The organism is Cellulomonas sp. IC4_254 (genome assembly GCF_011603975.1).
Classification (GTDB): Bacteria; Actinomycetota; Actinomycetes; order Actinomycetales; family Cellulomonadaceae; genus Cellulomonas.
On record NZ_JAANNB010000197.1, the window covers coordinates 1 to 7,087 of the forward strand.

Sequence of the window (7,087 nt, forward strand, 5' to 3'; positions counted from 1 at the left end):
GCGTCGAGGTGCCGGTGCCGCCCGCCGGGCGCTCGTCGGTCCGGTCGCGGTCGCCCGCGGAGCGGCGCCGCTGGATGACGGCCGCGCCGCCGCCCAGGATCGCCAGGGCCGGCACGCCGACGAGGAGCAGGTTCAGGAGGTCGTTCGAGTCCACCGGCACAGTCTGTCAGGCGGGCGACCCCGGTGCGGTCCGGGCGGGGGTCAGGAGTCGCCGCGCTGCGGCGGGACCGTCGGCGGCAGCGCCGCCGGGCCGGCGACGGTCGCGGCGGTGGCGGCCGCGGCGGACCGGCCGGGGCTCACCGTGACCGTGCGGACCGGGAGGTGGCCGCTGCGGCGCGGCCCCCGCCCGGGGTGGGCCTCCGGCACCGGGGCGTGCTCGGGTGCCGCGGGGGCCGCCGTGCCCGGCGCGGGCACCCGGTCCTGCACCACGACCCGGTCGGCGGGCTCGCCCGCGGCCGCCCGGCCGGCGGGCAGGTGCTCACGGAGCCGGGCGGCGCGCTCCCCCGTGCGCTCCAGCATCTCGGCGAGCTCGTCGAGCTGCAGGTAGCCGTCGTCGGGCTGGGACGCCTCCGCGAACAGCTGGTCGAACGGGACGTCCACCGGCTCCGCCTCCTCGACGACCGAGGACTGCTCGTCCCCGTCCCGCCCGCGCCGGCGCAGCCCGCTGCGGAGGTCCGCCCAGAAGGTGCGCAGGTCCGTGCCGCCGTCGCCCGCCGCGTTCGCCAGGACGATCACGCCGATGGCCGCGACGAGCGCCAGCCCGATCACCACGAGGTAGCCGCCCATGGGGACGATTGTCCGCCGTGCACCGGTGCGCCGTCCGCGCACCGCACGCGCCGTCCGGGAACTCGCACGCGATCTTCACAGATCAGGCGGGGACCTCGTCGCGCAGCCGCTGGGAGATGACCGTCGTGACGCCGTCGCCCCGCATCGTCACGCCGTACAGGGCGTCGGCGATCTCCATCGTCCGCTTCTGGTGCGTGACGACGATGAGCTGCGAGTCCTCCTGCAGCTCGCGGAAGATCTCCAGCAGCCGGCCGAGGTTGGCGTCGTCCAGGGCGGCCTCGACCTCGTCCATCACGTAGAACGGGCTCGGCCGGGCCTTGAAGATCGACACCAGCAGCGCGACCGCGGTGAGCGACCGCTCGCCGCCGGACAGCAGCGACAGCCGCTTGACCTTCTTGCCGGCGGGCCGCGCCTCGACCTCGATGCCGGTCGTGAGCATGTCGGACGGGTCGGTCAGCACCAGCCGGCCCTCGCCGCCGGGGAACAGCCGCGGGAACACCCGGTCGAACTGCTCGGCGGTGTCGCGGTAGGCGTCGGCGAACACCCGCTCGACCCGCTCGTCGATCTCCTTGACGATCTCCAGCAGGTCGGCGCGGGACTTCTTGAGGTCGGCGAGCTGCTCGACCAGGAACTTGTGCCGCTCCTCCAGCGCCGCGAACTCCTCGAGGGCCAGGGGGTTGACCCGGCCGAGCTGCGAGAGCGCGCGCTCGGCGGACCTCAGGCGCTTCTCCTGCTCGGCGCGGACGTAGGGCACCTCGCGCGGCCCGGCGTCCTCGTCGTCCGCCCCGGGCGCGCCCGCCGGCGGCGTCAGCACCGGGACGGACCGGTGCGGCCCGAACTCCTCGACCAGGACGGCGGGGTCGATGCCGAGGTCCTCGACGGCGCGGACCTGCAGCTGCTCGACCCGGAGCCGCTGCTCCGCGCGCAGCACCTCGTCCCGGTGCGCGGCGTCGGTGAGCCGGGCGACCTCGCGCTGGGTCTCGTCGACCCGCGACCGCACGGCCGACAGCGCGGTCTCCCGCTCGGCGCGCGCGGCCTCGGCGGCGTCCCGCTCGTCCGCCGCGCGCTGGAGGGCGTGCTCGATCGCGCCGAGCGCCTGGGTCGCGCCGAGGGCGACGGCGGTGGCGACGGCGGCCTGCCGCGCCCGGGCGCGCTCCCGCTCGGCGGCCCGCTCGCGGGCGGCGCGCTCGGTGCGCGCGGCCCGGTCCAGCGACTCGGCGCGGCCGGCGAGCGCCCGCGCGCGCTCCTCGGCGGTGCGCAGGCTGAGCCGGGCCTCGGTCTCCCGGCCGCGGGCCGCGGTGGCGGCCTCGTTCGCGGCGTCCCGCTCCCGCGTGCGCTCCTCGATGGCGGCGTCCGTGTCGGCGGGCTCGGCCTCGGCGGCGGCCAGCCGCTCGGTGAGCTCGGCCAGCTCCGCGGCGCCGTCGGCGAGGGTCTGCTCGGCGGTGGTCAGCGAGGCCTGGACGCGCTCGGCCTCGTTCCGGGCGGCGCGGGCGGTGGCGCCCAGGTGGCCGAGCTGCTCGGCGACCGCCGCCAGCGCGGCGTCGGACTCGTTGAGCTCGTCGAGGGTGCGCTGGTACTCGGCGCGGGCGGTCTCCTCGGCCTCGCGGGCACCCACCAGCCCGAACCGCGCCTGCTCCGCGCGGGCCGCGGCCGCCTCGGACCCCTGGCGGGCGTCGTCCAGGGCGGACTGCAGGTGCAGGGCGCTCGGCGCCGTCGCCGACCCGCCGGAGGCGCGGTGCGCGGCGAGCACGTCACCGGCCCGGGTCGCGACGACCAGGTCGGGGCGGTCGCGCAGCACGCCGCGGGCGGCGACCAGGTCGTCCACCACGACGACGCCGCGCAGCAGCCGGCGCACGGCGGGGACGACGGCCGGCGGCGCCTGCACCAGGTCCAGGGCCCACGCGGCGTCGCCGGGCGCGGCGCCCTGGTCCTCGTCGCCCGCGTCCGCCGCGTCGCCCGCCGCCACGACCAGACCCGCCCGTCCCGCGTCCTGCTCGCGCAGCCAGCGGATCGCGTCCACCGCGGCCTCGACCGAGTCGACCGCCACCGCGTCGGCGGACGCGCCCAGCGCCGCCACGACCGCGTCCTCGTCGCCGGCCGCCACGCCGAGCAGCGCGGCGACCGAGCCGACCACGCCGGCCAGGTCGTCGGCGGCGAGCAGCGCGCCCGCGCCGTCCTTGCGGGTCAGGCTGAGCTCGAGCGTCTCGATCCGGGACTCCAGGGCGGCGCGCTCGCGCTCCGCCTCGGTGAGCTGCGCGGTGAGCTCCGCGACCCGCGCGGCGGCGACCTCGACGGCCTCGGCCGCCGCCTCGTGCGCGGCGTCCAGGTCCTCCTCGCCCTCCTCGACGCCGGCGACCCGGGTCTCCAGGGCGGTGAACTCGACGGTCGCCTCGTGCCCGCGGCGCTCCGCGGCGGCCAGCGTCTCGCGGAGCCGGCCGATCTCCGCCTCGGTGGCCTCCAGCCGGCTGCGGCGGGCGCCGACCTGCCCGGCGAGGCGCGCGAGCCCCTCGCGGCGGTCCGCGGCGCCGCGCAGCACGGTGGCCAGCGCCTTCTCCGCGGCCGTGGCGGCACCCTCGGCCTCCTGGCGGGCCGCCTGCGCCGCCGCCAGCGCCGTGCGGGCGGCGTCCACCTCGGCGGTGAGCTCGGCCTCGGCGGCGCGGACCCGCTCGGCCTGGCGCTCCAGGTCCTCCGGGTCCTGCCCGCGGGCCGGCTCGGGACCGGCGCCACCGAGCAGCCGCGCGCGGTCGGCGGCCAGCGACGCCGTGCCGCGCAGGCGCTCGCGCAGCGACGACAGCCGGTACCAGACGTCCGACGCCTCGCCGAGCGCCGGCGCCGCCTCGGCCGCCTCGCGCTCCAGCGCCGCCAGCCGCACGCGGGCGGCGTCGAGCGCCGCCTCCGCCTCGGCCCGGCGGGCGCGCAGCGCGGTGTCGTCCGCGATCTCCTGCTCCAGCTGCGCGGTGAGCTGCGCCAGGTCGTCGGCGAGCAGCCGCGCCCGGGCGTCGCGCAGGTCGGCCTGCACGGTCTGCGCGCGCCGCGCGACCTCGGCCTGCCGCCCGAGCGGTCCGAGCTGGCGGCGCAGCTCCCCCGTCAGGTCGGTCAGCCGGGTCAGGTTCGCCTGCATCGCGTCGAGCTTGCGGAGCGCCTTCTCCTTGCGCTTGCGGTGCTTGAGGACCCCGGCGGCCTCCTCGATGAAGCCGCGGCGCTCCTCCGGGGTCGCGCGCAGCACGGCGTCGAGCTGCCCCTGCCCCACGATGACGTGCATCTCGCGGCCCAGGCCGGAGTCCGACAGCAGGTCCTGGATGTCGAGCAGCCGGCACGCGCGGCCGTTGATCGCGTACTCGGAGCCGCCGTTGCGGAACAGCGTCCGCGAGATCGTGACCTCGGTGTACTCGATCGGCAGGGCGCCGTCGGTGTTGTCGATCGTCAGCGCGACCTCCGCCCGGCCCAGCGGCGGGCGGCCGGAGGTGCCGGCGAAGATGACGTCCTCCATCTTGCCGCCGCGCAGGGACTTGGCGCCCTGCTCGCCCATCACCCAGGCGAGCGCGTCGACGACGTTGGACTTCCCCGAGCCGTTCGGCCCGACGACGCAGGTCACCCCGGGCTCCAGGTTCAGCGTCGTCGCCGAGGCGAACGACTTGAACCCGCGCAGGGTGAGCGTCTTGAGGTGCACGGGCCGCAGCCTAGTGCGGCCGCGGCCCGTGCCCGGGGAGGTCCGGGGTCAGCCCGCCAGGGCCGGGAACCAGAGGGCGATCTCGCGGGCGGCCGACTCCTCGGAGTCCGAGCCGTGCACGAGGTTCTGGGTGACCTTCAGGCCCCAGTCCCGGCCGAGGTCGCCGCGGATGGTGCCGGGAGCGGCAGTGGTGGGCTCGGTGGCTCCGGCCAGGGACCGGAAGCCCTCGATGACCCGGTGGCCCTCGGCGACGACGGCCAGGACCGGGCCGGACTTCATGAAGTCGACGAGCGGCTGGAAGAAGGGCTTGCCCTGGTGCTCGGCGTAGTGCTGCTCGAGGAGGGCGTCGTCGGCGGTGCGGAGCTCGACGGCCACGAGGGTGTAGCCCTTGGCCTCGATGCGGCGGAGGACCTCGCCGGAGAGTCCGCGGCGGACGCCGTCGGGCTTGACCAGGACCAGGGTGCGCTGGATGTCGCTCATGCCCCGAACCCTAACCGGCGGGCGGCGGGTCCTGGGCGCGCGGCGGCAGACCGCCCTGCGGGGTCTGGTCGGGGTACGCGGCGTCGAAGGCCGCGCGTTCGCGGTCGATCCGGGCGCCGAGCCGCAGGGACACGAACCACAGCACGGCGAAGAGGAGGCCGAGCGCGAACATCAGCGGGATCACGAAGCCGCAGGCGATCACGACCACCTGCGCCACCGACCCCGCGACGTAGCCGCCGGGCGCGGTGACGAGGCGGGACAGGACGACGAGCACGACGAACAGGACGCCCGCGACGGTCCACAGCACGGCGGGCGACGCCGAGACGACCCCGGCCGCCGACAGCCCGTACGCCGTCAGCGCCGCGAACAGCACCAGCACGCCCTCGAGGACCAGGATCATCGAGGTGAACTGGGGCTTGGCGGGGCGCTTCTGGCGCACGGGCCGGTTGGCGTGCATGCTCACGCGGAGAGGCTACCTGCGCTCGTCCGCGGAGCCGTGGTCGGCACCCGCGGTCCCGCCCGGGGCGGGCTCGGTCGCGCCCGGGGTCGCGCCCGTCGCGCCCACGCTCGCCGACACGGTCGCCGGTGCGGCCGGGGCCGCCGCGGTGGCCTCGCCGCGCGCCACCATGCCGGCGACGTCGGACAGCTTCACCTCGCGCAGGAACAGCGTCAGCACGAAGCCGACCGCCAGCAGCGGCACGAGGTACCAGAACGCCGGGGCGAGGGCCTCGGTGTACGCCGTGACCACGCCGTCGTGCAGCTGCTCGGGCAGCTGGGACACCAGGGCCGGGGTCAGCGACTCGGCGGAGCCGCCGGTGTCGACGCCCGCGGAGCCGGCGCCCGCGAACACGGACTCCAGGCGCTCCGAGAGCCGGGTGGTGAAGATCGTGCTGAACAGCGCCGTGCCCACGGCGGCGCCGATCTCGCGGAAGAAGTTGTTCGCCGACGTGGCGGTGCCGATCTCGTGCGGGTCGACAGAGTTCTGCACCGCCAGGACGATCGTCTGCATCACGAGGCCGAGGCCCGCGCCGAGCACGAAGATCATCGCGCCGAACAGCACCATCGACATGTCGCCGGTGATGGTGGTGAGCCAGGCCAGGCCGAGGGTGGCGATGGCCATGCCGGTGATCGGGAACGCCTTGTAGCGGCCGGTCTTCGTGATCGCGATGCCCGAGCCGATCGCGGTCAGCATGACGCCGACGGTCATCGGCAGCATGAGCAGCCCCGACTCGGTCACGCCGGAGCCGGTCGACATCTGCAGGAAGGTCGGCAGGAACGCCAGCGACGCGAACATGCCCATGCCGATCACCAGGCCGATGCCGGTGGCGAGCGTGAACGTGGGGTTCTTGAACAGCCGCAGCGGCAGGATCGGCTCCTGGGCGCGCAGCTCGACGAGGACGAACGCGACGGCGGCCGCGATCGTGCCGACCAGCAGGCCGACCAGGCGGCCGTCGGACCAGTCGTAGCCGGCCTCGCCGCTGATCGAGCTCCACGAGGTGACGAGCACCAGGCCCGAGGTGGCGAGCGTCAGCAGCACGATGCCGGCGACGTCGAGGCGGCGGCCGGAGCGGTGGCTGGGCAGCTTGAGCGTGATCCAGGCGGTGACGAACGCGGCGACGCCGACGGGGATGTTGATCCAGAAGCACCAGCGCCAGTCGGCGTGGTCGGTGAACAGGCCGCCGAGCAGCGGGCCCGCGACGGCCGCGACGCCGAACATCGCGCCCATCGGGCCCATGTACTTGCCGCGCTCCTTGGCGGGGACGATGTCGGCGATGATCGCCTGCGACAGGATGATCAGGCCGCCGCCGCCGAGGCCCTGCACGCCGCGCCAGGCGACGAGCTCGCCGAACGACTGCGCGAAGCCCGCGCCCGCGGACGCGATGGTGAACATCGCGATCGCGATGAGGAACGGCCAGCGCCGCCCCCACAGGTCGCCGAACTTGCCGTACAGCGGCATGACGATGGCGATCGCCAGGATGTAGATCGTCACGACCCAGCCCTGGTGCTCCACGCCGTCGAGCTCGCCGACGATCGTGGGCATCGCGGTGCCGACGATCGACTGGTCGAGGGACGACAGCAGCATGCTGGCGAGCAGGGCCCCGAAGATCAGCCACACGGTGCGCTGGTTCAGCTCCACCAGGGGCTTGTCGG

General features: G+C 76.0%; 5 protein-coding genes. All 5 read right to left on the bottom strand.

What is annotated here, in order from left to right; translation table 11 throughout:
• Positions 1-201: 201 nt before the first annotated feature.
• Entirely contained in the window at positions 202-786 is a 585-nt protein-coding gene (locus G6556_RS15820; protein WP_166943536.1) for a hypothetical protein, read from the bottom strand.
• Between the two features lie 82 nt (positions 787-868).
• Positions 869-4,456 (bottom strand): chromosome segregation protein SMC, encoded by a 3,588-nt coding sequence (gene smc, locus G6556_RS15825; protein WP_166943552.1) that lies wholly within the window; start codon positions 4,454-4,456, stop codon positions 869-871.
• 48 nt (positions 4,457-4,504) lie between these two features.
• Positions 4,505-4,936 carry a nucleoside-diphosphate kinase gene (gene ndk / locus G6556_RS15830; RefSeq protein WP_166943555.1) on the bottom strand — a complete coding sequence of 144 codons (432 nt, stop codon included), beginning with the start codon at positions 4,934-4,936 and terminating at the stop codon, positions 4,505-4,507.
• A 10-nt stretch (positions 4,937-4,946) separates the two neighbouring features.
• Positions 4,947-5,393, bottom strand: a complete 447-nt coding sequence (locus G6556_RS15835) for a DUF4233 domain-containing protein (protein WP_166943558.1) — start codon at positions 5,391-5,393, stop codon at positions 4,947-4,949.
• Positions 5,394-5,408: 15 nt separating this feature from the next.
• Positions 5,409-7,087: MDR family MFS transporter (locus G6556_RS15840; RefSeq protein ID WP_240934616.1), on the bottom strand; the 1,679-nt coding region annotated here is incomplete at its 5' end.